The 23829-nt window shown below is 54.3% G+C and carries 20 protein-coding genes, 1 other RNA gene and 1 pseudogene; 11 read left to right on the forward strand and 11 right to left on the reverse strand.

Going from position 1 to position 23829, the window contains the following annotated elements; genetic code table 11:
• Positions 1–367: 367 nt before the first annotated feature.
• Entirely contained in the window at positions 368–739 is a 372-nt protein-coding gene (locus ACJJIP_RS02510; protein ID WP_444946170.1) for a hypothetical protein, read from the reverse strand.
• A 14-nt stretch (positions 740–753) separates the two neighbouring features.
• A complete protein-coding gene (locus tag ACJJIP_RS02515; RefSeq protein WP_444946171.1) occupies positions 754–4437 on the reverse strand; it encodes a S8 family peptidase in 3684 nt (1227 codons plus the stop codon).
• A 292-nt stretch (positions 4438–4729) separates the two neighbouring features.
• On the opposite strand from ACJJIP_RS02515, the gene ACJJIP_RS02520 reads away from it, so the two are divergent.
• A complete protein-coding gene (locus tag ACJJIP_RS02520; protein ID WP_444946172.1) occupies positions 4730–4966 on the forward strand; it encodes a hypothetical protein in 237 nt (78 codons plus the stop codon).
• Positions 4967–6444: 1478 nt separating this feature from the next.
• Here the strand turns inward: ACJJIP_RS02520 and ACJJIP_RS02525 are convergent.
• The 5 genes from ACJJIP_RS02525 to ACJJIP_RS02545 all read right to left on the reverse strand — a co-directional run bounded on the left by ACJJIP_RS02525 (position 6445) and on the right by ACJJIP_RS02545 (position 10765).
• Positions 6445–6636: an Arm DNA-binding domain-containing protein gene (locus ACJJIP_RS02525; protein WP_353375702.1), complete on the reverse strand. Its 192-nt coding sequence runs from the start codon at positions 6634–6636 to the stop codon at positions 6445–6447.
• A gap of 271 nt (positions 6637–6907) precedes the next feature.
• Positions 6908–7297: a transfer-messenger RNA gene (ssrA, locus tag ACJJIP_RS02530) on the reverse strand.
• 168 nt (positions 7298–7465) lie between these two features.
• Positions 7466–8812, reverse strand: a complete 1347-nt coding sequence (locus ACJJIP_RS02535) for a sodium-dependent transporter (RefSeq protein WP_282952477.1) — start codon at positions 8810–8812, stop codon at positions 7466–7468.
• Between the two features lie 39 nt (positions 8813–8851).
• On the reverse strand, positions 8852–9331 hold the full coding sequence (gene smpB, locus ACJJIP_RS02540) for an SsrA-binding protein SmpB (protein WP_020414621.1): 480 nt from the start codon (positions 9329–9331) through the stop codon (positions 8852–8854).
• A 15-nt stretch (positions 9332–9346) separates the two neighbouring features.
• Positions 9347–10765, reverse strand: coding sequence for a sodium-dependent transporter (locus ACJJIP_RS02545; protein ID WP_020414622.1), 1419 nt, complete (start codon positions 10763–10765; stop codon positions 9347–9349).
• 193 nt (positions 10766–10958) lie between these two features.
• Here ACJJIP_RS02545 and ACJJIP_RS02550 point away from each other — a divergent pair, with 193 nt between their 5' ends.
• Entirely contained in the window at positions 10959–11399 is a 441-nt protein-coding gene (locus ACJJIP_RS02550) for a type II toxin-antitoxin system RatA family toxin (protein ID WP_020414623.1), read from the forward strand.
• Positions 11396–11743 (forward strand): RnfH family protein, encoded by a 348-nt coding sequence (locus tag ACJJIP_RS02555; protein WP_020414624.1) that lies wholly within the window; start codon positions 11396–11398, stop codon positions 11741–11743. Before ACJJIP_RS02550 ends, ACJJIP_RS02555 begins: the two co-directional genes overlap by 4 nt.
• A 2-nt stretch (positions 11744–11745) precedes the next feature.
• On the opposite strand, the gene ACJJIP_RS02560 is transcribed toward ACJJIP_RS02555, so the two are convergent.
• Positions 11746–12090 carry an outer membrane protein assembly factor BamE gene (locus ACJJIP_RS02560; RefSeq protein WP_020414625.1) on the reverse strand — a complete coding sequence of 115 codons (345 nt, stop codon included), beginning with the start codon at positions 12088–12090 and terminating at the stop codon, positions 11746–11748.
• A gap of 281 nt (positions 12091–12371) precedes the next feature.
• Here ACJJIP_RS02560 and fur point away from each other — a divergent pair, with 281 nt between their 5' ends.
• Complete coding sequence (gene fur, locus ACJJIP_RS02565; protein ID WP_020414626.1) at positions 12372–12782, forward strand: ferric iron uptake transcriptional regulator; 411 nt, start codon at positions 12372–12374, stop codon at positions 12780–12782.
• Between the two features lie 44 nt (positions 12783–12826).
• On the opposite strand, the gene ACJJIP_RS02570 is transcribed toward fur, so the two are convergent.
• Complete coding sequence (locus ACJJIP_RS02570; protein ID WP_020414627.1) at positions 12827–13432, reverse strand: 1-acyl-sn-glycerol-3-phosphate acyltransferase; 606 nt, start codon at positions 13430–13432, stop codon at positions 12827–12829.
• A gap of 278 nt (positions 13433–13710) precedes the next feature.
• Positions 13711–15381 carry a DNA repair protein RecN gene (gene recN, locus ACJJIP_RS02575; protein WP_444946173.1) on the reverse strand — a complete coding sequence of 557 codons (1671 nt, stop codon included), beginning with the start codon at positions 15379–15381 and terminating at the stop codon, positions 13711–13713.
• Between the two features lie 232 nt (positions 15382–15613).
• On the opposite strand from recN, the gene grpE reads away from it, so the two are divergent.
• From grpE to dnaJ, 3 genes are all read left to right on the forward strand, one after another.
• Positions 15614–16255 carry a nucleotide exchange factor GrpE gene (grpE, locus tag ACJJIP_RS02580; RefSeq protein ID WP_020414629.1) on the forward strand — a complete coding sequence of 214 codons (642 nt, stop codon included), beginning with the start codon at positions 15614–15616 and terminating at the stop codon, positions 16253–16255.
• A 123-nt stretch (positions 16256–16378) separates the two neighbouring features.
• Positions 16379–18325, forward strand: a complete 1947-nt coding sequence (dnaK, locus tag ACJJIP_RS02585) for a molecular chaperone DnaK (protein ID WP_026305240.1) — start codon at positions 16379–16381, stop codon at positions 18323–18325.
• Between the two features lie 222 nt (positions 18326–18547).
• On the forward strand, positions 18548–19672 hold the full coding sequence (dnaJ, locus tag ACJJIP_RS02590; protein ID WP_020414631.1) for a molecular chaperone DnaJ: 1125 nt from the start codon (positions 18548–18550) through the stop codon (positions 19670–19672).
• Between the two features lie 75 nt (positions 19673–19747).
• On the opposite strand, the gene ACJJIP_RS02595 is transcribed toward dnaJ, so the two are convergent.
• Complete coding sequence (locus tag ACJJIP_RS02595) at positions 19748–20203, reverse strand: hypothetical protein (RefSeq protein ID WP_020414632.1); 456 nt, start codon at positions 20201–20203, stop codon at positions 19748–19750.
• A 240-nt stretch (positions 20204–20443) separates the two neighbouring features.
• Here ACJJIP_RS02595 and dapB point away from each other — a divergent pair, with 240 nt between their 5' ends.
• The 4 genes and pseudogenes from dapB (at position 20444) to ACJJIP_RS02615 (ending at position 23583) form a co-directional block, all read left to right on the forward strand.
• Complete coding sequence (gene dapB, locus ACJJIP_RS02600) at positions 20444–21256, forward strand: 4-hydroxy-tetrahydrodipicolinate reductase (protein ID WP_020414633.1); 813 nt, start codon at positions 20444–20446, stop codon at positions 21254–21256.
• 154 nt (positions 21257–21410) lie between these two features.
• Positions 21411–21812 (forward strand): annotated as a pseudogene (locus tag ACJJIP_RS02605) (ATP-dependent zinc protease family protein); the annotation flags it as partial.
• An 84-nt stretch (positions 21813–21896) separates the two neighbouring features.
• The gene (gene rimK / locus ACJJIP_RS02610) at positions 21897–22826 is read left to right on the forward strand and encodes a 30S ribosomal protein S6--L-glutamate ligase (RefSeq protein ID WP_245556720.1); all 930 of its coding nucleotides are present in this window, start codon (positions 21897–21899) and stop codon (positions 22824–22826) included.
• A gap of 193 nt (positions 22827–23019) precedes the next feature.
• Positions 23020–23583: a YfiR family protein gene (locus tag ACJJIP_RS02615; protein WP_245556715.1), complete on the forward strand. Its 564-nt coding sequence runs from the start codon at positions 23020–23022 to the stop codon at positions 23581–23583.
• The last annotated feature ends 246 nt before the right edge of the window (positions 23584–23829 follow it).

The following is a 23829-nucleotide window of genomic DNA, read 5'->3' on the forward strand; positions in this document are numbered from 1 at the left end:
TTTATAGGTGTCAACATTAGGGTAAGCCCTTCTTTGATAAAACTTCTACTTGAGTTTGACGAAATAATAACCCCTTGGTTGTGGGGTACTAACTACCTGTGAGGAGGGGGAATACCAGCGGAAGACCGCTACCTGGAAAGGGGGAAGAGAGTTTAATAGTTGGGGGTTGCCCCACCTATGAGGAAAAGATTGCGAAACTCTAAGCAACTGAAGATATTTTTGTGCAAAGCCCAGGGACGGCTCTTAGGGTGACTATTGTTGGATTCTGTCGCAAAGTTTGCGACAGAATCCAAAGTGGAACGCTACAGTTGGCGTTTACTCGTAGGTAGCAAAAAGGGCTTTTAGGCTCCCTATACCCAAAAGTAATTCATTCGCTCAGTGTAATTTCTGCTCCTTCCGCAGGCAATCCAGATACCGGCAGCAAATCACCGCTGTCCTTTCGGCTAATATTCACGGCGGTAATACTGCTGGAGAAGGTTTTAGATTCGGAACCGCCGGAACCGTCAGAACCGCCGGAACCGTCAGAACCACCGGAACCGTCAGAACCGCCGGAACCGTCAGAACCGCCGGAACCGTCAGAACCACCGGAACCGTCAGAACCACCGGAACCGCTAGAACTGCTAGAACCGTCTGTGCTGCTGGGGCTACCCGAACTGCCGCTACCGCCGCCACAAGCACTCAGAGCTAATAACAGCAGAGCGGGGACCGCAGATTTAAGTATGAAGTTTTTCCCGTTCATCAGTTTGCGCTCCTTCACTGCACAAAATCGTAAGTGACGATGAAATGGCTCTCGCCGGGCTCCAGCGCCAGCGGTCCCGGCAGGTCGAGTTGGAAAGTCAGTTCGCCGTCATCTGCTTGAAACCTACTGCTGGCAAGTATGGTGTCGCCCTCATCCAGGTTTCCGTTATTGTTGTTGTCCAGGTAGAGTTTTGCCCGGGCGATATCCAATCCATCGTCCCCGCTGCCGGATGCCTGTAAGGTCAGGGTGTTGAGTTCCGACTCCACGTCCGTCTCCAGGCTTAATACCTGCACCACCACATCCTCCTCGCCGGGGCTCGCCTCGCGATCGCCCGCAGTACCTGAATTAAACTTCACACCTGAACTTGGTGCCTGCTGGAACCGGGGGTTAAAGGGCTGGGCATCTTCGCTGTCCACCGTGCCGTCATTATCGGTATCCACTACCGTTGCCGCATTCAAGCCCAGCACGAAGGCGCCGCGAATCGTGTTCTGCATACTGTTGCCGGCACTGTCTGTGGCGACAATGCGCAGATCGGCGACGGCGGATTCCGACACTTCGGGCAGCTGGGCAACGTAGCGACCGTCTACCGGTGCGGTTTCCAGCGGCAACCAGTCACCCCCACCCAGCGCCAGCTCGGTGGTCACAGAGTCGAGCGGCAACTGGCTTTCGAGGGACAAAAACAGCTTGGCGTTGCGGCGCGCATAGTGCGAAATCACGCCGTCATCCAGCAGTTCCAGCATAGCGATACGCGGCGCGGCGGCACCGTCCAGATTGTTGAGTTGCACCCGGGCGCTGGAGGTGTATTCATCTTCACCGAGAGACGTGGTGTACTCGAAATCCACCTGCACCAAGGTGCATTCGCTGTCGGCGAAGAACAAGTATTCTTGAATAAAGTCGCTGCTGCTCAATTCACTATCGCCGGGCAGGCACAGGGCGCGGTATTTCGACTCCGGTCTATAGCCGTTGCCCCAGCTGTCCATTATCCAGCTCGAAGAAATACTGCCGATGTGGCTGGGAAGTAAGCGGTGATTGCCGCCGTCATTGCGCAGGCCCCCAGCAAAATACCTGGGGCCCTGACCCATAAGCATGATTCCGCTGGACCGCTCCAGTATTACCTCGGGGGTAGTGAAGTCCTTATCGCTAGGTCGCAGCTTGCGGTAGACCGTGCGGCCGACGGAAATTTCGTTACTGTGGGCCGCCGTGGTCTGATCTTCCCCTATGGGGACATACAAACTCAAAAATGTGGGCCAAGCAGCGATATCCTCCTCTTGCCCATGCAGGGTAAGCAGGGACGATTTGTGGGTCAACTCGATTGGGTTCGACCAAATGTTGATATCGGCATCGTACGTATTGAGCCCGTAACCCACGGTATAGCCCTCCCGATTCCAGAACGAATTACCGATCAGTAATTGCGTACTGCCGGAATTACTGAGATCGAAGTGCAGATCTTCAGACATGCCCTGTTGGCTGTGCTTAACCATATACAGCTTGCGGTCTTGCGGGTGCGCGTCCCCATCTTCCGCCAGACCCATATAGTTGACATGAAAGTTATCAGACAGGTTGCGCAGGGTTGTCGTCGGCATATCCCCACCGTACCTCTGGATCAAGGCCGACCCGTGAATTTCGGGGTGGGTCACCTCAAGTGACTGTTCCACAAATTGGAGCGTCTTGCCGCTTTCTGTTTGCAGAGGGGGAATGCCAGCCCCCCGAACTCTTGCAGGCACTACTAGTTCACCATCGGACCCGTGCCGGTTTTCAAACGCTTGCCAGACGTTATACCGCTCTCCATCAGCAAAGACGTCCGTACCGAACAGAATATTGATCGGCTCGTCACGCACCGCCATATGCAGGACCGGTTCAGTACTTTCGAAATCGAAGAGGCTCCCCCTGGCAGACCAGCTCTCATTGAACACCAATGCGTAATAGGACCAGAATCCCCCCGGCGCCTCGGATTCACGCATGGCCAGTATCTCCGCGCGATGGAAGGCCACCGGCAGGCGCACCCGCTCTTCGCCGGACAAATATTCAAGCGCCGAATCGTAGGCGAGGTAAAGTGGTTCGAGGTAGGGCACCCGACTGTGATCGACATTCAGGTCGACGAGCTCGGCTCTGCTTGCACCCACTTCCAAATCGAACTGGTCGGCGGAAGGATCCAAGCCGGCGCCGGCGGGGAAAGTACCCCCGGTAGCAACTGTGAATTCGGCAGGAGCGCTCAGGTTTTTAACCGCCACCTGCAGGGATCTCTGGCTGTGAGCGCCCTGTCCAAAGTGCCCTGCATAGAGAGTTGGCGGGCTGACCAGAAAACGAGCGCTCGCCGCCGCGAAGGCATCCAACTGCCCGTTGCCCACCTCGGCCAGTTTGCCGTCCACCTGCGAGGCGCGGTTGACCAGCAGCGCCTTGATTTCGGCGCTGGTCAGTTCCGGATGCAACTGGCGCAGCAGCGCCGCGGCGCCTGCCACATGGGGCGCGGCAAATGAAGTACCGGATCCAGTTTGGAATCCGCCGCCCAGGTTGGCACTGGTGATATCCACGCCCGGCGCGAGCATCTCCGGCTTGACGCTGTTGCTGCTTAGGTCCAGGCTGGTACCGAACATGCCCCGGGAACTGAAGTCCGCCAGGTTGCCCGCCCCATCTACCGCACCTACGGTGACAATTTCCTCCGCGGAACCGGGGCTGCCAATGGAGTTGAGAAAGGGGCCGTCGTTGCCGGCGGCGGCGACCACCACGACACCGGCGCGCATGGCATTATTGGCGGCGACGGATAGAACCGAGTTGTTGCCACCCGCGCCGCCCAGGCTCAGATTGATCACGTCCACCGCATCATCCGTTTGCGGGTTTCCGTCCGGGTCCAGTGCGGCCTCAATGGCGGCGATGATGTTGCTTTCGCTGCCAAAGCCATAGTTGTTCAGTACCTTGTAGGCGTAGAGCTTGGCAGCAGGCGCTACCGCCGCGGCCACCCCTGCTACCATGGTGCCGTGAGAGTCGTCGTCCATGGGATCGCTATCGTCGTTCACGAAATCGTAGCCGCCGACCACGCGGCAGCCGTTGCCGAAACAGCCGCCCAGGTCTTCGTGTGTGTAATCGATACCGGTATCGATAATGGCGATGCTGGTCCCTTGTCCCTCCACGGCTCTGTCCTGCGCATCGCGTATTGCCCACACTTCCGGCGCGCGTACTTGTTGCAGACTGCCGGCCTGAAAAGCGCGTACCTGCCGGTCCCGCGTTACCGCGCGTACCTCCGGCATTGCGGCGATAGCGGGCAGCTGATCCACCCTGGCGGTTGCGCTGATGGCGTTTACTGCACGAGTAAAGCGGTGGTTGTGGCTCGTGATCAGTTTGCGCTGTTGAAGTTTGGCGACCATTTGCCGCTGGCGCAGGCCCAACTCTTGCTGCCGGGCGACGAAAGCGCGCATATCCCGCCGTGTGCCGATAGCGCCCGATGCACGAAAGCCAGCCTGCTCCGCAGCCGAAGGCCCGTGCAGTTCGATGATAATACGCACCTCTTCATCTGCACGATATCTGACCACCTCCGGCCAGGCTTGCCTGTTGGGCTCCGACTGAGACGCACCTTCGCGGGACACGCTCAACTGCAGAGAACGAGACTCTGAAGCTTTTTCACCCGGATCGGCCGTCGCGGATTGCAGTAACGTAACCAAGACGGTCGCTGCTAGATACTGCGGAATCGGTTTTACGCGCATAGTAAACCCCCTATTTAAGTAGTTGATCCTGAAAAAAACAAACACCCACCCCCAGTACCGGGCAGCGTGGGATTACGGGATAATTCGTACCAAACTCAGCTTTCAAGGCGTAAGTAAAAGAGCCATATTGTTAATGAGTGTGGATTTGAGGCTAAAAATATTGATGAAAGCGCTTTTTTTAGGTCGAAATAAAAAGCTTCCAGAGCCTTAACTATTCATTTTTTTAAATTCCAGACGCATGCGGCCTTGAAAAGGCTGATCGCATCACCCACGGTGCCTTTAAGGAAGTTTCTTGACAGAAGAAAATCAGATTTCAGGTGTCCAATTAACGGCTCAATTGCCGCTCGACGCCGACATTTTTTCCGATTCTTTTCTCGCTGGTAGCGATCATCCCTTTTCAAAGCAGGTTTGGGCGAAAATTATTTTCGCACCTTCGACCATCTTCTTTCCCGCGATAGACCCGATCCCATATGGCCCCTTCAATCTTGGATTCTCTGACTTCATAAGCCTTGCTAATCACTTCATCTAAGGTCTTGCTATCGTGAATTTTTTCGTGGTGATTCATAGCGATTAGAATAATGCCGTCTTTCGCGGTAGAGACAATAGAAGCTTTGCTGCCATACTCATATGGCTTATGATCTTTACCCTTGTCAACACAATACACTTGCGGTTCGTGTAAGCTGTAGATTTTATCTTTATCATTTTATATTGTTTCAAGATACACTCACGCAGCGCAAAATCACCCTGACAGATGTAAAAGACTTTTAGGTAATTTTCTTTTCAATTCCTGCAAAAAATGCCCGTTATGGTACGCAACCATTTTGCTAATTCTTTTTGCGTTGGAACGCTTCTTGACATGGTGAAAGAAACGCAGTTTAAGTCGCATTTCTTTTTCTTCCTTGGCATAGGCTAGGTGCTGCTGAGTACCGTTGTGTTTAGCAAGTTTATTAAGGCGGTTAATAAATTTGATCGCGAGCTTACCATCCGATGGGTAAGTAATAAATAAATTTCTCTTGTACTTTAGTATCGATATTTACGGTTTTATCTTCAATAAGATTGGCATGGAGTTGCACCGACATCTTGAAATTTTTTTCAACAATGAACTCGCCAATGCGGCTGCGAAAATGCACCCATTCTATGGGGCAGGGGGCTTTATTCTGGAAAGATATTAAACTACAGAAGGACTGATAGTGGCGGGTTCGTTACCATTGAAGTACAGCATTCCCGTCACTCAAATGTTCCAATGCTTGAGTATAAGTAGACTGATGAGGAGGTGAATGGGAATGCTCGGGTGTCCTTTTTTGTCAGAATAAAAGTGTCCAAAAGTGCGATCAAAATCTATTCAGGGGATTACTTTTGAGAGTAATAGTAGTGGATCTGACGGATCAAGTTGGTCAAGGAGGTCAGTACCATATGGTATATCTACATCACCATAGTGTTACAAGACTTCACGGCATTTTTTAGGGCCGACTAGTTAATTTTTATCGTAATGGTAAGTCAGGAAAGTACTTCTTTGCATGGGAGTAGTTTTTGAGTCCATAAAAAGGGCTGGATTTATTGTCTATAGCCACATACAAAGCTTAAGTATTTGAGTTTATGAACGGTACCTTGGTGTCAATTATCTTGATTGCACACTATAAAATCACATAATCATTTTCCTCTATTTGCCTCTGGTAGATAGATAAATCGATACTGGATTATATCCGCATTACCTTTCGAAGCGTTTGGCTAATCACTTGTCATAATACTCCCTAAAAAAAACTGGGTAAGGAATCGCCGGGATGAAGCTTTTTGTACCCACATTAGGCGTGAAAGATAATGATGGCTTCTTGTCAGAATAGGAGGGGAAGATAGTTTTAGGGCTGCTTTTACTACGGGGGTGCCATGGTATTCGTCTATGGCAGTTAGCAGATGGCAAACTTCAGGTGGGCTTATCTCGGAAATGGGGCATTAACTCAGATAGGGTTTTAAGTCTCGCTATAGTGTGAGGATGTTGCGGCTGGTTTTCTAGGCGGATTTCTTACGGGCATGTTTTATATCGCGAGGGTCGATACCTTCGGCAACACGCTGTCGGGCTTCATCGCGAAATTCGCGGGCATATTTTGGGCTCATATCTGGGGAGAACCCTAGTGCCGTCTCCGGGCGTTTGCCGTGAAGGCGGAAACGGAATACCCAGCGCTTGGCCCCGGTCGGGGTCACTTCTCAGCCAGTCCTTTTTCATCGGACTCGATGTACTTCTTCTCGCGTGGCTTGAGGGCGCGGACTTTGGTGTCAGACAGCGGCATAGCTCACCTTCCATGGATTTTGGACGGGTTGGACGGTGGCACTGCTATCAACCCGTCCAATAACCCGTCCACTTGAGGCTGGATTTGGACGGGTTAGCTTAGATTAACTGGGATGGTCCAGATAAGCAAAAACCCCGGAAACTCTAGGTTTGCGGGGCTTTCGTGGGCTGTCTGAGACAGCGATTTGGTGGAGATGGCGGGAGTCGAACCCGCGTCCGTCAGCACTCTGCCAGAGGCTCTACATGCTTAGCTCCGTCTATTGATTTAACCCATTACAGCCCGGCGGTCAGGACGTATAGGGCGATCCCGAAAGTTGTTTAACCGCTTACCCACGGGTATGGCTTGCGGCGATCCAGTTCTGTATAACAGTCTACAGCGCGATACTGGAACCTTGCTGAAGACTGCTAAGGGACGAACCCTTAGTTAGCGCTTCACAAGCTGCTTACGCAGCGAGTTGGGCACCGTAGTTGTCGTCGTTGGCAACTAATAAAATACAGCTTTGGATTTACGAGATTCGCTGCCATCTCGGCATGCACCCAAGGTTTCGTAACCGGCGTCGAATCCAAGTCATCCCCGATAAGAAACACTCTCGTGTGTCATCTAAGTATACCTCAAACTTGGCCTCAGCAATAAGTTTTTACGTGCTAGATGTTTTGCTGGCTGTTTGGGTGTGTTTTGGTGCGGTGTTAGGAAAGTGGAGGGTAGCCCCGGCTGGCTGCGGCCGGGGCAGGTATGCGGAGTGATTACATAATTGACTGGGCGAAGGCTACCAGGATCAACAGTGGGCATACGATGCGCACATACCAGGGCCAGATCTTCCAGAACAGGGTGTGTTCAATATCCTCATGGCCTTTTTTCAGCTCACCCAGTAGCTGGTCACGGCGCCAGATCCAGCCTGCAAAGATACACAGGGCGATACCAAGCAGGGGCTGTCCGTATTCAGTACTGATACTGACTGCCAGTCCAAACAGGGTGTCGAAGTTGTAAATAATGGTGCTGCTGATGGCGAATATGACCAGGCCTACCGCTGGAGTGGCGATACGGCGTGGAATCCCCAGGTTCTCAATCGAGAAAGCCACCGGCACTTCCAGCATAGAGATGGAGGAGGTGAGGGAGGCAATCACCATCAGGGCAAAGAAGGCAATGGCTACGAATACACCTGCTTCGCCCATGGTATCGAACAGTGCTGGCAGTACCTGCAGGATCAGGTTGGGCCCGGCAATCAGGGCGCCGTCAGCGGCGAAGATCTGGGTGCCGGCTTCCTGGGCTACATACATGGCGGGCAGGATCAGCAGGCCGGCGGTGAAGGCGATACCAACATCAATCAGGGTGACCAGGGCACCGAGGCGCGGCAGGCTCTCCTGCTGGCTCAGGTAAGAGCCATAGATCAGCATGGTGCCTACACCCAGAGACAGAGAGAAGAAAGCCTGGCCCATGGCGGAAATCAGCAGCTTCGGGGTGAAGTGACTGAAGTCCGGCATCAGGTACACCTCCAGGCCGGTAAAGGCGCCGGGCTGGGTGAGTACATAGGCGATCAAAAGTAGCAACAGGATGATCAGGGAGGGCATCAGCAGGGTGGACCAGCGCTCGATACCTTTCTCAACACCGCTGGCAATAATCAACATGGTGAGGCCACTGAAAATTGCGGTAAAGATCAGATTGCGCTGGGTACTGTTTTCAGTGAGCCACTGTGCGGCTTCCTGGGCACCAAACAGGGCTGCAAAAGGCTCGGCCAGATGTGCCACCATCCAGCCGGCCACAATGGCGTAGAAGCTAAGAATCAGGGAGGCCACCAGGATACCGCCAAAGCCGGTAAGGCTGCCGAAAAAGCGGCTCACAGGACCAGTGGAGATAGCGCGTAGTGCCTGTACCATATTGCGCCGTGCGTAACGGCCAATGGTGAGTTCGGCCATCAGTGCCGGGTAGGCGAGGGCAAAGGCCAAAAACAGGTAGGCCACCACAAAGGCGGCGCCGCCGTTACTGGCGGCTTTGGTGGGGAAGCCCCAAATATTGCCGAGGCCCACGGCGGACCCCGCCGCGGCCATCAAAAAGCCAATATTCGAGCTGAACTGTCCTCGCGGTGCACTCATGATAAATCCCGTAATTATTCTTTTATTTGTCTCTGTGCACTACTTGTGCGTCGCGCGCATCAGGCGTTGCTTTTCGCGGTTCCAATCGCGCTTTTTCTCGGTTTCGCGTTTGTCATGCATAGCCTTACCTTTGGCCAGGCAAACTTCGCATTTGACCAGATGACCTTTCCAATACAGGGCGGTGGCCACCACGGTGTGTCCCTTTTGCTCCACAGCGGCAATCAGCTTGGATAGCTCGCGTTTGGTGAGCAGCAGGCGACGGGTGCGGTCGGGCTCGGTGACATAGTGGGTGGAGGCACTGGGCAGCGGCTGGATATTGGAACCCAGCAGCCAGGCTTCGCCATTTTTGAAAATGACATAGCTGTCGGTGAGCTGGGCCTTGCCCTCACGACAGCTTTTCACTTCCCAGCCCTGCATCTCAACGCCCGCCTCAAACTTCTCTTCAATGAAGTAGTCGTGACGGGCCTTCTTGTTGAGGGCGATGGTATTGGATGTTTGCGCTTTCTTTTTCTTGGCCATGAAAACTTCTAATGACTAGATAAAACTGTGTCCAAAAAACTTCAGGGCCACGGTGTTGATAAAGATCAACAGCAGTATCAGTGGGATAAAGGTGCCCAGGGAGAAGTTTATGTATTTTTGTGAGAAGGAGCCGGCGAAGGCCGCATCGCCTTCCTGAAGCTCCTTGTCAAAGTTGGCTTTCTTCCACTTGTAGATCACGAACAGACATACCAGCAGGCCGTTCAGGGGCAGGATGGTGTCGTAGAAAATGATCTCCACTAAATCGAAGAAGGACTTGTTGACGCCGGCCAACTGTACAAATTCAGTGAGCCAGTTGACCATGCCAAAGGAAACGGCGCAAGCGATGGCCAGTACAAACTGTATTCCGGCGACAACGTAAATGGCCTTTTGACGCTCCATATTGCGCTCGTCGCGCAGGGTGGCAATGGGTACTTCAATAATGGAAACCAGGGAAGTGATTGCCGCTACCAGAACCAGGAAGAAGAAGATCGCAGCTACGGCACTTGCGCCGAAATAGCCGATGCTGTCCTGCAGTGCGAGGAAGATCTTCGGCAGGAACAGGAAGATCATGCCTGCGGAAGACTCGCTCAATTCAGAGGGATCAATCTGCGGGTTAAAGTGGAAGATGCTCGGCAGGATCAGCAGGCCTGCAGTAAATGCAACCAGGGTGTCAGTAATGGCTACCGCACGGGAAGAGCCGGGGATGGAGTCCCGCTTTTTCATATAAGAGCCGTAGGTAATCATGATGCCCATACCCAGGGACAGCGAGAAGAAAGCCTGGGCCATGGCTTTACTCACCACGTTGCCGTCGATCTTGCTGAAATCCGGTACCAGGTAGTACTTCACTCCAAGGATGGCGTTATCCAGGGTCAATACAAAAATTACCAGGCCCAGCAGCATAACGAACAGCATCGGCATCAGGGTTTTTGCTGCGCGTTCAATACCGTCTTTAACCCCCATAGCGAGAATGGCATTGATGATCAGCATCAGTACCACCAGGTAAATAAATACCTGAGGGGTGTTAATAAAGTGAATAAAGAAATCTGGTGTTGCCAGTGTGGCCAGGTTGCCGGTGACGGTTTCAATTAAGTAACCGAGTACCCACACGGTAACCACTAAATAGAAAACCGCGATCATAAAAGGTGTAGCGAGGGCCAGCCATCCGGGAATACGCCACAGATTTGAGCCATTGGAGAGTTGACGGTAGGCGCCGACAGGGTCTTTGTCGGAGCGGCGCCCTATAGCAAGTTCAGCCATCATAACCGGCAGGCAGATCAGGAAAACGAAGAGAGCGTAAACCAGCAGGAAGGCACCACCCCCGCTCTTGGTGGCCGCCACTGGAAATGCCACCAAATTACCAATTCCAACTGCGGAACCCGCAGCGGCCAGGATAAAGCCCAGCCTTGACCCAAAATGCTCTCTCACGGCGGTCATAGTACTCTCGCTATTATTTTTTATCGGATACAGCTTTCGTTTTTGTTATTCCAGCGAGACTGGGGGTGTCCCGATGGCAAAAAACGCGATTGTTACAGGAATTGTCTTGCTTGAGTAGCGCTGGCTGGCAAAATTAGCGGCCAGACGACGATCCTGGGCGATTGTGCCCGAAGGACTGGCTTAGGCAGCAGGAATGACTGAAATTGAACGCAGCGCGTTGGTGATGTACAGCGCAGAACAAATGTTTGACCTGGTCAATGATGTGGCCAGTTACCCGCAGTTTTTACCGGGGTGTCGCGGGGCGGAGGTTTTGCATAGCGATGAACAGACATTGGAGGCGCGGCTGGAATTGTCGCGCGCGGGTATACGCCAGAGCTTTGTTACCCGCAATAAACTGGATCGACCCCAAAGTATGACCCTGACACTGGTGGATGGTCCCTTTGAATCATTTACCGGCCAGTGGCAATTTTCCCCGCTTTCTGAAAATGCCTGCAAGGTGACTTTCACCCTGGCATTTTCCCTGAAAAGCCGTTTGATCGCCGCCGCTGCCGGCAAGCTTTTCAGTGATCTGGCCAACCAGATGGTGGCAGTAATGTGTGAGCGTGCCGAAGTGATTTACGGGAAACCCCAATGACAGAAGAAAAGATGATTTCGGTGGAGGTGGTTTATGCACTGCCTCACGAGCAACGCCTGATGCGCCTATTGGTAAAGCAGGGAACTACCGCGCGGGAAGCTTTGATTCGCTCGGGAATTCCAGATGAGTATCCGGAGGTAGATCCGGACAGCGCCAAGATGGGGATATTTGCCCAGCCCCTCGGCAGTAAGGGGCTACCGCCTGCGGAAAGCTATGAATTGCAGCCAGGGGACAGGGTAGAGGTATATCGGCCGCTCATTGCAGATCCGAAAGAGGCGCGCAAACAGCGCGCCGAGAAGGCCAAGCGTCTGGCTGAGAAAAAGAAGGATGCGGAGGGGTCCTGAACTCAGGGCCAGCCCGCCGGCTTCCAGTCGCCGCTGGTAGAAACCAGTGAGTCCTCATCAAAATAAACGCTAAAGCGCTTCTGGGTATACTGGCCCTTCTTATCGCGTATGCGATTGACGTAGTCCCAGCGGTTGGGGTTGTAGGTGTCCTCCAGAAGCGGTGTGCCCAGAACAAACTGCACTTGGCGGCGGGTCATGCCCGGCTTGAGTTGGTCCACCATTTCCTGGGTGATGATATTACCCTGTTGAATTTCGATGCGGTGTACGCCGGGAAACTTAACCAGTGTGCAGGCACCTAATAAGGCGCATAGACTGGCGATGGCGATAAATCTCAGGCTAGACGGCATTCATTGCTCCATTATGATGTTCTTTCACACGGCACCTCTCGCACAAATTTTATACGGTTAACCGAAATAGGCTCCGTGAGAGGAGGAAAGTTCCCCCGCTTGCGCGATTTGCCCCTGTCGAAGTGATCGGGGTTCCGCTAACTCCGTAGGGCATGGGATAATACCCGAAGAGTTGGTTCGCTGACAGACGGAACTCTGAGGTCTTATACGGGTATAGATCTCTGCAGCGGGCTGTTACAAGTAAAGACAATCCATAAAATCCTGTCGGGAAAAATTTATTCATGTCGAACGAAAACCAGGAATTGCGCAAAGCGGGCCTCAAGGTCACTCTGCCGCGGGTTAAGATTCTACAGTTGCTGGAGAGCACCAGTGAGCAGCATCTGAGTGCAGAAGATGTCTACAAGCTACTGTTGGAAGCGGGTGAGGATGTCGGCCTGGCTACTGTTTACCGGGTTTTGACCCAGTTTGAGAGCGCTGGCCTGGTTGTGCGCCACAATTTTGATGGCGGCCACTCTGTATTTGAGCTGGATCGCGGTGATCACCACGATCATATGGTGTGTACCGATACCGGTAAGGTAATCGAATTCCACAATGAGGAAATCGAAGAGCTGCAGCGCCAGATCGCCGAAGAGCACGGCTATGAGCTAACAGGCCACAGTCTGGTGCTTTATGTGAAAGCGAAAGAAAAGTAGGTTATTTCAGGTGCGGCCTTCGCCGCACCCATTCCCTTGCCTGCTTATTGCTGTGGCTGGCAGGGCGGCGTGTAGAGTTCCGGGAATTTGCCGATCTTGTCCGCATAAAACTCCCTCAACTTGGCCAATTCGGCTTCCAGGTTTTCCCCTAATTGGGCAATCGGGCCAATACCCACTTCTTTCTTAGAGAAATTGATAAAGCCCAATACCAGTGGCACCTTGGCGCTGCGCGCAATATGGTAAAAGCCAGACTTCCAGCGCTCGGCTACGGCGCGTGTCCCTTCGGGTGGGATAGCGATGACCAGTTCTTTGCGCAGTTTGAACTGGCGAACAGTGGCATCCACCAGGTTATTGGCTTTGCTGCGATCTACGGCGATACCGCCAAACCAGCGCATAGGTCCGCCGAGGGGAAACTTGAACAGTTTGTCCTTGCCCATCCACTGCGGGGTCATCTTCAGTTTGAGCGCGGCGAGAATAAAGTAGTAGCCGTCCCAGTTGGTGGTGTGGGGAGCCCCAATCAATACGTACTTTTTCAGCTTAAGTGACTGCTGGTCGCCATTAACGCGCCAGCCGTGCAATTTCAGGAGCAGTTTGGCTACCTGGCGCAGCAGGGGCGTGACAATGGGGGTGTTAAAAATCGTTCTCTGCATAAACTCGGCCGATACTACTCAAACAAAGTTAAACAAGCGGCTGAGTATATGGTGACTTCTGCCGCCATACCCAGTCATATTTGGTCAATTTGTCCTAAAACGGCATATCTCACCGGCAAGCAGGCTATTTTGCCCGATTGTATGGCGGTTATTTATTGATCTGCGGGATTTCATTGCTCAACAGTCGGATTTTGGATGCCCCTATCTGTCTGTGCGGTCAGGCTGTTCTGGGGTGGCAGCCAAACAGGTAAGTAGAACCTGCTTGGCTCAGCCTTGCATTAGTGGGTCCTGGAGAGCATCTCTTCTGCGTGGGCCAGGGATTGGGTGCTGGGAGCACCGCCGAGCATTCGTGCGATTTCCTCGCGGCGCTCGCCGTTTAGCAGTTCGCGCAGAGCCACAAAGGCCCGCTCACCATCACTGTGTTTTTCCACCAGGTACTGGCGATGGGCCCTGGCTGCCACCTGTGCCAGGTGGGTAACGCAGATTACCTGGCCTGTGCGGCCATTGCGGGTCTCACCCAGCTGGCGTAGCAGGCGCCCCACAACATCACCTGTGGCACCGCCGATGCCCACATCCACTTCATCGAAGACCAGTGTGGGGGTGCGTGAAGTCTGTGCTGTTACCACTTGGATCGCGAGGCTGACTCGCGAAAGTTCACCGCCGGAGGCAATTTTACCCAGTGCCCGAGGGGGCTGGCCGGGATTGGTGGAGATCAGGATTTCCACCTCCTCGAGCCCATGGCTGCAGGGCTTGTCCAGGGTTTGCAGGGCCAGTTCGACCTTTGCATGGGGCATGGCCAGATCGCCCAGTTGTTGATTCACTGCGTGGGCAAGCGCTGTGGCAGCCTTTGCCCGCAGTTTGCTCAACTTGCCTGCAGTTTTGCGGAATTGCTGCTCCAGTTTTTCACATTCCGCTGCGAGTCGCTCCAGGGCGTCTGCGGAGCCTATATCGTCCAGTTCTTCTTGCAGCTGTTGCTGCAGGGATGGCAGTTCTTTGGGTTGTACACGGTGTTTGCGCGCTGCCTGGTAAATAGCGCTGAGGCGTTCCTCCACTTCTGACAGGCGCTCGGGGTCCATTTCAAAGCGGTCGATATGCCGAGACAGGGTGCCGGCAGCCTCATCCACCTGGATGCGAGCGCTGTCGAGCATTTGCGCCACTTCCACCAGTGCCGGTGCCTGCTCGGGCATGGCCGATAGCAGCTGCAGGGCGCGGTGAATTTGCTCGGCGATATCGCCTTCGCCGCCGGACAGAAGGGCGGCCAGCTGGTAGCTGCCGCTTAGGATTTCACCGGCATTGGCCAACTGGCGCTGCTCACTCTCCAGGGCTTCCACTTCTCCCTCACTCAAGTCCAGTTGCTCAATCTCTTTGAGCTGGTACTGCAACAGGTGGCGCCGTGCCTCGGCCTCTTCAACACTGTTGGCCAGGGTGCGGTAGCGGCGGTATTGATCTTGCCAGGTCTTGTAGCGGCTGCGGGTTTCAGCAGCCAGCTCCTGGGCTTGGGCAAACTCGTCCAGCAGGCGACGGTGAGTGTCCTTTTTCAGTAAAGATTGATGTTCGTGCTGGCTGTGAATGTCGATCAGCTGCTCACCCAGGGCGCGCAATTGCAGTAGGGTAACCGGTTGGCCATTGATATAGGCCCGCGAGCGTCCGTCTGCGCCGATAGTGCGGCGCAGGATAACTTCCTGTCCTGCATCCAACTCCTGGGATTTGAGCCATGGGCCCGCTGCTGGGTGCTCGGAGATATCAAAAGTGGCACTAATATCGGCGCGATTGGCCCCAGTGCGCACCAGTTCGGCACTGCCGCGACCACCCAGGGCGAGCCCTAATGCGTCCAGAGTGATGGATTTGCCCGCGCCGGTCTCGCCAGTGAGGGTGCTGGTACCGGGACCGAACTCCAACTCCAGTTGGTCCACCAGGGTGAATTGGCTGATAGACAAGTGCAGCAACATATAGAGATCGCTTCTGTATCCTTTTATATGGATGGGTATGAATGCCCAATTAGTGGTTATTTATACAGTATTCACCTTGGGTTAGCTATAGCGTCAAGCGCAGATTCCCCTGTCACTGTGCGCTAGCGTAAAAAACCACTTGAACTGTACGGGGATGGCCCCATATAGCCACCAGAGCCCGCGGGACGGGCCCCAACTCATTACTGACAGAGTCGACGCGACGGAGAAAGCAGTGGCCAGAGAGCGCAGCGAAGAAGATCAGATCACAGAGGGAGTGCAGCCGGAAGCGCTGGCGGACGAGCACAGAACAGCTACAGACGAGGCGGTTTCCGCGGAGATAGAAGACCCCTCGACAGCGGAGCGCCAGCAGGCTGAAGAGGCTTTGCACGAAGAAGCCGAAAGTGCCGATGCGCTGCACGATGAAATTATCAAGCTGCAGGAACAGCTGGTTGTGCAGAAGGATATCGCCCTGCGCGCCCAGGCGGAGGAGCAGAATGCCCGCCGCCGCGCCCAGCAGGATATCGATCGTGCACGCAAGTTTGCTGTAGAGAAATTGTTGCAGGATTTGTTACCGGTTGTGGACAACCTGGAACGGGCACTTTCCACCATCGATAACGCTGATGAATCCAATAAGGCATTGGTGGAAGGTATTGAGCTTACCCACAAGTCTTTCGTCGATACCCTGACGAAAAATTCTGTGGAAGTAGTTGATCCGGCTGGCGAGCCGTTTGACCCGGAGTTGCACCAGGCAATGACCCAGGTACCCAACGGGGAGGTGGAGCCGAATACGGTTCTAGAGGTGTTTCAAAAAGGCTATCGCCTCAACGGTCGTTTGGTTCGCCCGGCCATGGTTGTGGTTAGTAAGGCCCCGTAACGGCAAATGAGTGGAACGGCCTTGAATTTCGCTGGCCGGCACCAATATAGCTGACATCAGGAATTATTCGCGCGTTGCATACAGAACAGAGCTGGCGGCGCGCATCAAATGAGGATTTTACAGATGGGAAAAATTATCGGCATCGACCTGGGTACCACTAACAGCTGTGTAGCGGTACTGGATGGTGACAAGGCGCGTGTAATCGAGAACGCCGAAGGCGATCGTACTACGCCTTCTATTGTTGCCTTCACTGACGACAACGAAATTCTGGTGGGCCAGTCCGCCAAGCGTCAGGCGGTGACCAATCCCCAGAATACTCTGTTTGCGGTTAAGCGTCTGATCGGCCGCAAGTTTAAAGACGACGTTGTACAGAAAGATATCAAGATGGTCCCCTATACCATCACCGAAGCTGACAATGGCGACGCTTGGGTAGAAGTGAAAGGCGATAAAAAAGCTCCGCCGCAGATTTCTGCCGAAGTCCTGAAGAAAATGAAAAAAACCGCGGAAGATTTCCTCGGCGAAAAAGTAGAAGCTGCGGTAATTACCGTACCTGCTTACTTTAATGACTCCCAGCGCCAGGCAACCAAAGATGCCGGCCGTATCGCGGGCCTGGACGTTAAGCGCATCATTAACGAGCCGACTGCGGCAGCCCTGGCCTATGGCTTGGACAAGCAGGGTGGCGATCGCACTGTAGCGGTATACGACCTGGGTGGTGGTACCTTCGATATCTCCATTATCGAAATTGCAGACGTCGACGGTGAGAAGCAGTTCGAAGTACTGTCCACCAACGGTGACACCTTCCTCGGCGGTGAAGACTTTGACCTGCGCCTGATCGACTACCTCGCGGAAGAGTTCAAGAAAGACCAGGGTATCGACCTGAAAGGCGACCCCCTGGCCATGCAGCGTCTGAAAGAAGCTGCGGAAAAAGCCAAGATTGAGCTGTCCTCCAGCCAGCAGACCGAAGTGAACCTGCCGTACATCACTGCAGATGCCACCGGTCCCAAGCACCTGGTGGTTAAGCTGACTCGCGCCAAGCTGGAAAGCCTGGTAGAAGACCTGGTAGCCCGTTCCCTGGAGCCGGTAAAAATCGCTCTGCAAGATGCGGACCTGTCCGCTTCAGGCGTAGACGAAGTGATCCTGGTTGGTGGCCAGACCCGCATGCCGCTGGTACAGCAGAAAGTCACCGATTTCTTCGGCAAAGAGCCGCGTAAAGACGTTAACCCTGACGAAGCTGTTGCTATGGGTGCTGCCATCCAGGGCGCCGTACTGTCTGGAGACGTAAAGGACGTACTGCTGCTGGACGTAACGCCACTGACCCTGGGTATCGAAACCATGGGTGGCGTTGCAACTCCGCTGATCGACAAAAACACCACTATCCCCACCAAGAAGTCCCAGGTTTTCTCCACTGCGGAAGACAACCAGACTGCGGTAACCATTCACGTGGTACAGGGTGAGCGCAAGCAGGCTTCCCAGAACAAATCCCTGGGTCGTTTTGACCTGGCTGATATTCCGCCGTCCCCCCGCGGTGTACCCCAGATCGAAGTGACCTTCGATATCGATGCCAACGGTATCCTGCACGTACACGCGAAAGACAAGGCGACTGGTAAAGAGCAGTCCATCGTGATCAAGGCTTCCTCCGGTCTCTCCGAGGACGAGATCGATAAGATGGTTCAGGACGCTGAGGCGAATGCCGAAGCGGACAAGCAGTTTGAGGAGCTGGTGCAAACCCGCAATACCCTCGACGGTCTGATCTCTGCTACCAAGAAGACCCTGGAAGAAGCCGGTGACAAAGCCACCGCTGAAGAGAAGTCTGCAATCGAAGCAGCTATCACTGAAGCGGAAGAGGCGGTGAAAGGCAATGACAAGGCTGCTATGGAAGCTGCCACCACCAAGCTGACCGAAGCTTCTGGTCCGGTTGCACAGAAGATGTACGCTGAGCAGGCCCAGGCCGCTGAAGGTGCCGCTGGTGCAGACGCTCAGCAGGGTGAGCAGCAGCAATCTTCCGCTGGCGACGATGCTGTTGACGCCGAGTTCGAAGAAGTAAAGGACGACAAAAAAGAAGGTAAGTAAGCGTTCGCTTGCATTTCCGGCACCAGCTTATACAGTGGCTGCCGGAAAACTTCAGGGGCGCGGCGCCTTCTTAATAGGCCCCGCGCCCTGTGTTGTTTCAGATAACTGCCAAAAGTGATGTTTCTTAATTTTGGCAGTGCTCCGCAACGCGGAGCTTGGTTAGGGACAGAGAAGTAGAAAGAGTTTGGCCGTTCTTGATGCCGGACCAGAGAACATAGTTTTATGTCGAAACGCGATTATTACGAAGTCCTGGGCGTCGAGCGCGGCGCTTCAGATGCAGAGCTGAAGAAAGCTTACCGCCGGGTGGCGATGAAGTTCCACCCGGACCGCAATCCTGATGACAAGGAATCGGAAAACAAATTCAAGGAAGCTAATGAAGCTTACGAGATCCTGTCGGACTCAGAGAAGCGCGCTGCCTATGACCAATTTGGCCACGCTGGTGTAGAGGGCCAGATGGGTGGTGGTGGCGCCGGCGGTTTCGGTGGCTTCTCCGATATCTTCGGCGACGTGTTCGGCGATATTTTCGGTGGTGGCGGCGGTGGCCGTCGCGGTGGCCCGGCGCGGGGTTCCGACTTGCGCTACGATCTTGAGCTGGACCTCGAGGACGCGGTGCGCGGCACCACAGTCAAGATTCGGGTGCCGACCCTGGCTTCCTGTGATACCTGCCACGGCTCTGGTGCCAAGCCTGGCTCTTCGCCGCAAACCTGTGGCACCTGTGGTGGTGCTGGCCAGGTGCGGATGCAGCAGGGTTTCTTCTCTGTACAGCAAACCTGCCCCAATTGTCGCGGTCGTGGCACTATCATTTCCGATCCCTGTGGCAGCTGCCACGGTCGTGGCCGCGTAGAAGAAACCAAAACCCTATCTGTGAAGGTTCCCCCCGGTGTGGATACCGGTGATCGTATCCGCCTGTCCGGAGAGGGTGAAGCAGGCCCCGATGGTGGTCCCTCCGGTGATCTCTATGTACAAGTGGTGGTAAAAGAGCACGAACTGTTCCAGCGTGATGGCAAGAACCTCTACTGCGAAGTGCCGATCAGTTTTGCCGCCGCTGCATTGGGCGGTGAGCTGGAGGTACCAACCCTGGATGGCAAGGTGAAGCTGAAGATCCCGGCAGAGAGCCAGACAGGCAAACTGTTCCGCCTGCGTGGCAAAGGCGTTACTCCAGTACGCGGCGGCGCTACCGGTGATTTGCTGTGTCGGGTTGTAGTGGAAACTCCAGTTAACCTATCCGGCAAACAGAAAGAATTGCTGCAGGAATTTGCCAATACCCTGAGCGAAAAGAAAAATGCACCGCGTCAGACCGGTTGGTTTGAAGGTGTGAAGAACTTCTTTGGGGATATGAAGCTTTAATCTTCCACTTGGCTCCCTCAGTTGCTAGAGCTGGCTGAGTGAGCACTGGAATGACCCAGTAATATCTTTACTGGGTCAGCGCTCCTGGGCTGCCCGGACCCGTAACCTGTTAGCAAATTCACGCAGGAATTCGTGCTGAATTCTGCCCGCCTCCTTTAGTTGTTTCTGATTTAATTTTCCCTTTAATTCCTTCAGCGTTTGAGCGCTGATGGCAGCCATTTGTGCGCCGATCTCTCCACGTTGTTTGGGGGTTAAATCAATTTTTTTGTCGCTCAACAAGCTATAGGCTTCCAATACTGCCTTTTTTTCCGCAAAACTCTCCTGCAGGATGGGCAAGACGACTTTTTCCTGTTCAGGGGTGAGCTGCAGACGCAGCGTCACCCAATCTGTTATGTCATCGTATTTCTCCCAAAAATCCGCATTGGCACCTTGTTGCTGGGCTGAGCCCGGCATGCTGCCAAAAGCCAGGGTCAGGGAAATAACCACCACAAGTAGATGCGGCAGGTGGTTAGATCGGATCATAAGTCGCATATTGGCGCTCCATTTATCCCATCACATAAAGACTAGCAGCGGTGGTCAAGAGCGTTTTGGCAGCAAACTCTCTCTTGGGAATAAAGATTACCATTGATATTTCCATGGTGTGTTAGCTGCCTGGTAGCAGCTTTTATTGTCTGCACTCTTCTTCATTTAAAGGGGGTCTATTTCGCTATGCGCCACTGAGGGTGCAGGGTAGAATCCCAGGCCTTAAGGGTGCACACAGGAGCGGTGGGAATGGCAGTAAAGATAGCGGTTACAGGATTTGGCGGACGTATGGGGCGGGCGCTGGCAGAGGCGCTACAGCTTGCGAATAATGCCGAATTAAGCGCCGCAATTGTACGCCCGGGTTCCAGCCTGGTGGGAGCTGATGCCGGCGAAGTCGCAGGGCTCGGGCGTAATGGTATCGCCGTTGTGGATAGCCTGGAAAAGGCTGGCTTCGATGTGTTGATTGACTTTACTGCGCCGCAGGCAACTGTGGATAACTCTGCCTATTGTGCTGCCCATGGGCGTCCCATTGTCATTGGCACTACCGGTTTTGATGCGGAGCAGAAAAAACAGGTGCTGGCCAATACGGAGAAGGTGCCTCTATGCCTGGCCAGTAACTTTTCCACCGGTGTAAATCTGTGTTTCAAGTTGTTGGAGACCGCTGCGCGGGTAATGGGGGAGGATGCGGACATAGAAATTGTTGAAGCGCATCACCGCCACAAAGTGGATGCGCCCTCGGGCACTGCGTTGAGTATGGGAGAGGTAGTCGCCGAGACCCTGGGCCGCGACCTGGAAAAAGTGGCGATCTATGGGCGCGAGGGCCAGACTGGCGCCCGTGAGCGCGATACGATCGGCTTCGCCACCGTGCGTGGTGGTGACGTAGTTGGGGAGCACTCTGTGATGTTCCTGGCTGAAGGGGAGCGGGTTGAGATCAGTCACCGCGCAAGCAGCCGACTCTCTTTTGCCCGTGGCGCGGTTCGGGCTGCTTTGTGGCTGGCTGGTGATGGCAGTGTGCGCGCACCTGGACACTATGATATGCGCGATGTGTTGGGGCTGAACTAATCTCACCCTGAACCGATATTTTTGGTGCCTGCAGGGGTGCCGCGAGATGATTTTGTAATTTTCATTTGCCCGCCATTTTTGTGGGCGAAGCTATTAAAGGCCGTTGGGTTTTCACCCTGTCGACCACCCTGTAATCCCTTTTGAGGAACTGCTATTGGAAAAGAAGCTGATTGTCGGCAGTGAGGAGTGGTGCGGATTTCCTGCACTTGGCATTCCGGCGATTAAGGCGCGAGTGGATTCTGGAGCGAAAACTTCCTGTCTGCACGCTTACAACATCCATACCTTTAAGCGCGACGGTGAACCCTGGGTAAGTTTTGAGGCTCATCCATTGCAGCACCAGCGTCGCCCCTCTGTGCGTTGCGAGGCTCGCCTGCTGGATAAACGCCTGGTGCGGAGCTCCTCAGGTGAAAGCGAGAAGCGCCCGGTCATTCGCACATCCATGTCTGTGGGGGGCAGTGTCTGGGATATCGAGTTGACCTTGACTAATCGCGACAGTATGGGGTATCGCATGTTGCTTGGTCGGGAGGCCATGCTGGGGCGTATGTTGGTGGACCCCTCAGAGAGTTTTTGCCTGGGTGAGATTCCCCAAAGCCAGTTGGATGAATTCTACCGGGATGAACACCATATTGCGGGTACTGGCCTGCGTATCGGTGTACTGGCATCCAATCCGGATCTCTACAGTAACCGACGCATTATGGAAGCCGGTGCCGAGCGGGGGCATCGCATGAGCTTTCTCGATATCCGCCAGTGCTACATGAAGCTCGACCCGAGTGAGCCGGAGGTGCACTATCGGGACGGGCGAATTCTCAATAACCTGGATGCCGTGATTCCGCGTATCCGCCCAAGCCAGACGTTCTATGGTTGCGCCCTGACGCGTCATTTTGAAAGCCTGGATGTGTTTGCCCTGAATGGCTCTGCAGCGATCAGCCAGTCTAGGGATAAGCTATTTTCCCTTCAGCTGTTACAGCAGAGCGGTCTGAGTATTCCTACCTCCGGTTTTGCCAACTCCCCGGTGGATACCAATGAGCTGATTGAAATGGTGGGTGGCGCACCTTTGGTTGTGAAGCTGCTGGAGGGTACCCAGGGGCGCGGCGTGGTGCTGGCAGAAACCCGCAAAGCGGGGGAGTCGGTGATCAACGCGTTCAAGTCCCTGAAGGCGAATTTATTGGTGCAGGAGTTTATCCGCGAAGCGCAAGGTAAGGATCTGCGCTTATTTGTCATTGATGGTCGCGTGGTGGCTTCAATTCAGCGGGAGGCGGCACCTGGGGAGTTTCGTGCCAATATTCATCAGGGTGGGACTGCTTCGGTAGTGAAAGTCACCCAGGAGGAGAAGCGCCTGGCGATTAAGGCTGCCAAAGTATTGGGGCTCAAGGTGGCCGGGGTGGATATTATTCGCTCGAGTAAGGGGCCGTTGTTGCTGGAAGTGAACTCCTCTCCTGGTCTTGAAGGGATTGAGAGTGCCACGCGTAAGGATGTGGCTGGCGCCATGATTATGTCTATTGAGAAGGCGCTCAAATGGCGCCCGGCGGTAACAGGCGATGGCAGTGGAGGCAGTCCGCAGGTGGTGTAGTTGTCGCTGGAGCGGGAATGGCGCCGACACTGGCAGGCCCGGTAGACTAACCTTCAGGGGTGGCCGGGCTTTTTGCAGGCGCGCAACCAGAGCCCCGGTGTAGGTCCCAAACCGTGGGCCTCCGCCGATTAAAACCGTTTTGGGGCGATAATTGTATGGCCCCGGACGGCGCAACCCCAGGGCTTTAACGATCGTGAAAATTCCCAGCTGTCGCACCCTCTCCTGTCTTTCTCTACTTCTAATCTTACTTGCTGCGCCAGTAGTGCAGGCGGCAGTGAACCTTTCCGATACCCCTTTGGGGAGAAGGGTGATGGTGGATTACATTCTGCACTTCGCTTACAACCTGCAGTGGCCGGTCAACGCTTTTGCCAATCAGCGCGCGCCTTTCAGGGTATGCTTGATGGGAGGCGATTCTTTAGGTGAACCCCTGGCGGAGCGTTTTAAGAACCAGCGTATCGACGGTCGTCGGGTGGAGCTGGAAAAGATTGACCTGAAAGAGATGCTGCAGGCGCGCAAGTGCCAGATCGTAGTACTCGGTGCCATGGAGCGTGCCAGCTTACTCAAGGCCCTGGTGGCTGTAGAGTACTTCCCGGTTCTCACTATCAGTGATGCCCAGCGCTTTGCTGCAACTGGCGGTATGATTGAGTTTGCCGATAGCGGTGGTGAAGTAGCCCTGCGCATGAACAAGACCATGCTGGAAAAGGCTGAGCTGAAAATGGGAAACAGCTTGTTCCGCCTGGGGCAGAAACCAGAGTAAAGAAGAGCGCCCCGCCAGGCTTGGCGTATTTTTGCACTAGCGTCCAGAGGTAAATTCGCGTAGAATCTGCGCCCGAATTTGGGCCGGTGCCGCGAAGCTTGATCGCGCAGCGCGAGCCCACTAAAAAGCCGGTGGCAAGCATCGGCCAATTTGTGAGAGCCGCGCGTGAAAAGATTTTTAAAGCGAGATGAAGCTGCGATGTTTCATCTCGCTTTTTTATGCGCGTGCCAGTCAGGAGCCGCGTGC

The sequence above is a fragment of the Microbulbifer variabilis genome, assembly GCF_052467165.1.

Excerpts from the sequence above, each read along its gene's own strand:
- fur (WP_020414626.1), top strand. The coding sequence starts at position 12,372 with ATGTCGAACGAAAACCAGGAATTGCGCAAAGCGGGCCTCAAGGTCACT.
- dnaK (WP_026305240.1), top strand. The coding sequence starts at position 16,379 with ATGGGAAAAATTATCGGCATCGACCTGGGTACCACTAACAGCTGTGTA.
- ACJJIP_RS02555 (WP_020414624.1), top strand. The coding sequence starts at position 11,396 with ATGACAGAAGAAAAGATGATTTCGGTGGAGGTGGTTTATGCACTGCCT.
- smpB (WP_020414621.1), bottom strand. The coding sequence starts at position 9,331 with ATGGCCAAGAAAAAGAAAGCGCAAACATCCAATACCATCGCCCTCAAC.
- ACJJIP_RS02595 (WP_020414632.1), bottom strand. The coding sequence starts at position 20,203 with ATGCGACTTATGATCCGATCTAACCACCTGCCGCATCTACTTGTGGTG.
- ACJJIP_RS02570 (WP_020414627.1), bottom strand. The coding sequence starts at position 13,432 with ATGCAGAGAACGATTTTTAACACCCCCATTGTCACGCCCCTGCTGCGC.
- ACJJIP_RS02515 (WP_444946171.1), bottom strand. The coding sequence starts at position 4,437 with ATGCGCGTAAAACCGATTCCGCAGTATCTAGCAGCGACCGTCTTGGTT.
- ACJJIP_RS02545 (WP_020414622.1), bottom strand. The coding sequence starts at position 10,765 with ATGACCGCCGTGAGAGAGCATTTTGGGTCAAGGCTGGGCTTTATCCTG.
- ACJJIP_RS02550 (WP_020414623.1), top strand. The coding sequence starts at position 10,959 with ATGACTGAAATTGAACGCAGCGCGTTGGTGATGTACAGCGCAGAACAA.
- ACJJIP_RS02560 (WP_020414625.1), bottom strand. The coding sequence starts at position 12,090 with ATGCCGTCTAGCCTGAGATTTATCGCCATCGCCAGTCTATGCGCCTTA.
- ACJJIP_RS02510 (WP_444946170.1), bottom strand. The coding sequence starts at position 739 with ATGAACGGGAAAAACTTCATACTTAAATCTGCGGTCCCCGCTCTGCTG.
- dnaJ (WP_020414631.1), top strand. The coding sequence starts at position 18,548 with ATGTCGAAACGCGATTATTACGAAGTCCTGGGCGTCGAGCGCGGCGCT.
- recN (WP_444946173.1), bottom strand. The coding sequence starts at position 15,381 with ATGTTGCTGCACTTGTCTATCAGCCAATTCACCCTGGTGGACCAACTG.
- dapB (WP_020414633.1), top strand. The coding sequence starts at position 20,444 with ATGGCAGTAAAGATAGCGGTTACAGGATTTGGCGGACGTATGGGGCGG.
- ACJJIP_RS02535 (WP_282952477.1), bottom strand. The coding sequence starts at position 8,812 with ATGAGTGCACCGCGAGGACAGTTCAGCTCGAATATTGGCTTTTTGATG.